This window comes from Candidatus Symbiopectobacterium sp. NZEC135 (assembly GCF_025962695.1).
Map to the genome: position 1 here is coordinate 1 of NZ_JAGFPF010000828.1, position 907 is coordinate 907.

The following is a 907-nucleotide window of genomic DNA, read 5'->3' on the forward strand; positions in this document are numbered from 1 at the left end:
GTGCGGTGAGTTGGGTCCATGACAGATTTTCTTGCGCATTGTTAAGCGTAGCTTGCGCGCTTTTCCTGCGCGATTGTGCCGCCTGCCAGTTTGCCGTGGCATTGTCCAATTCAACCCTGGCAATAGCGCCGGAGGGCATTAATGCCTGCATACGGCGCAGATTAGCGGCCGCGACCTGTTCGGCGGCGCGGGCGCTCTCGACCTCGGCTTGGGCGCTGTTGCGTTGATTGCGGTTGGTGTCGCTGTCCAGGGTCGCCAGAAGCTGGCCTTTGGTGACGTTGTCACCTATTTCAACCTGCCGGCTGAGGATCCGTCCTTCCAGTTGGAACCCGAGCGTGGTTTCATCGTGAGCGCGTATCTCACCAATCCATACGCCAGCAGCGGTCGCTGAGGGTGAGGGAACGGTGGTATAGCGCACCGCGCGCGGCACGCTGTCTTTTGCCACGTTATTGCCATCACACCCGGCAAGCAGCGCGGGCAGCCATACTGCCAGGATCAGCACACCCTTGATATCGGGCAAATGGGATAAAAGATGATGTAACCCGTGACGGGCACAGGTTGAAAAGGTGTCACACATGGCGTCATTCCCTGTTCAAGAGAAGGCCATTACACCCCGTGCCTGTCGAGATTTCTTGAATGTTCTGTCAAGGATTTATCAAGGGTCGCCGTTTTTTTGCTATTTATGAGGGGAAACGGGCAACTGAATCCGAAACAGTAACCCTTTTCCCGTTGGCAGTTCGGCGGTGATGGTGCCACCGTGGGCTTTGCAGATAGCGCGCGCAATGGAAAGACCCAGGCCGCTTCCGCCAGAATGGCGGGCGCGTGACGAGTCAGCGCGGGTAAAACGCTCGAACATGTCAGTAATAAAATCGGGTGTTACACCCGGTCCAAAGTCACGAAATGCTAT

2 protein-coding genes are annotated in these 907 nt (G+C 56.6%); both read right to left on the reverse strand.

Annotation, left to right across the window (positions count from 1 at the left end):
* On the reverse strand, positions 1-577 hold a 577-nt coding region (locus J5224_RS30765), incomplete at its 3' end, for an efflux RND transporter periplasmic adaptor subunit (RefSeq protein WP_264628818.1).
* A gap of 99 nt (positions 578-676) precedes the next feature.
* Positions 677-907: ATP-binding protein (locus tag J5224_RS30770; protein WP_264628819.1), on the reverse strand; the 231-nt coding region annotated here is incomplete at its 5' end.